1 protein-coding gene is annotated in these 1,180 nt (G+C 57.0%); it reads left to right on the top strand.

Features of this window, described 5'->3' with window-relative positions; all coding sequences use genetic code 11:
• On the top strand, positions 1–1,180 hold a 1,180-nt coding region (gene tuf, locus IE083_RS15655), incomplete at both ends, for an elongation factor Tu (RefSeq protein WP_189354959.1).

The raw sequence follows: 1,180 nt of genomic DNA on the forward strand, positions 1-1,180 counted from the left end.
GAAAAGTTTGCGCGGACCAAGCCGCACGTAAACGTTGGTACCATCGGTCACGTGGACCATGGTAAAACCACTCTGACTGCAGCGATCACCACCATTCTGTCGAAGAAGTTCGGTGGCGAAGCGAAAGACTACTCGCAGATCGACAGCGCGCCAGAAGAAAAAGCACGCGGCATTACCATCAACACCGCGCACGTGGAGTACGAAACTGCAACCCGTCACTACGCCCACGTAGATTGCCCGGGTCACGCCGACTACGTGAAGAACATGATTACCGGCGCTGCGCAGATGGACGGCGCGATCCTGGTTTGCTCTGCAGCTGACGGCCCGATGCCGCAAACTCGCGAACACATCCTGCTGTCGCGTCAGGTTGGTGTGCCGTACATCATCGTGTTCCTGAACAAGGCCGATCTGGTGGATGATGCCGAGCTGCTGGAACTGGTTGAAATGGAAGTGCGAGACCTGCTGTCGTCCTACGAATTTCCGGGCGATGACACTCCGATCGTTACCGGCTCCGCCCGTCTGGCGCTGGAAGGCGACCAGTCCGAGTACGGCGAACCGGCAATCTTCCGTCTGGCCGATGCGCTGGATACCTACATCCCGACCCCGGAGCGTGCCGTTGACAAGCCGTTCCTGCTGCCGATCGAAGACGTGTTCTCGATCTCCGGTCGCGGTACTGTGGTAACTGGTCGCGTGGAGCGCGGCATCGTCAAGGTTGGTGAAGAACTGGAAATCGTTGGCTTGAAGAATACCGCCAAGACCACCTGCACCGGCGTGGAAATGTTCCGCAAGCTGCTGGATCAGGGTCAGGCTGGTGACAACGTAGGCGTACTGCTGCGTGGTACCAAGCGTGAAGACGTTGAGCGTGGCCAGGTTCTGGTTAAGCCGGGTTCGATCAAGCCACACACCACATTCACTGGTTCGGTATACGTTCTGTCGAAAGAAGAAGGTGGTCGTCACACCCCATTCTTCGCTAACTATCGTCCGCAGTTCTACTTCCGTACGACTGACGTGACTGGTGCGGTTAGTCTGCCAGAAGGCGTGGAAATGGTTATGCCAGGCGACAACGTGGAAATCAAGGTTGAGCTGATTGCTCCAATCGCGATGGAAGAAGGTCTGCGTTTCGCCATTCGTGAAGGTGGTCGCACCGTTGGTGCTGGCGTTGTTGCCAAAATCATCGCCT

Origin of the sequence: Vogesella fluminis (assembly GCF_014652335.1) — a bacterium.
GTDB classification, from domain to species: Bacteria; Pseudomonadota; Gammaproteobacteria; order Burkholderiales; family Chromobacteriaceae; genus Vogesella; species Vogesella fluminis.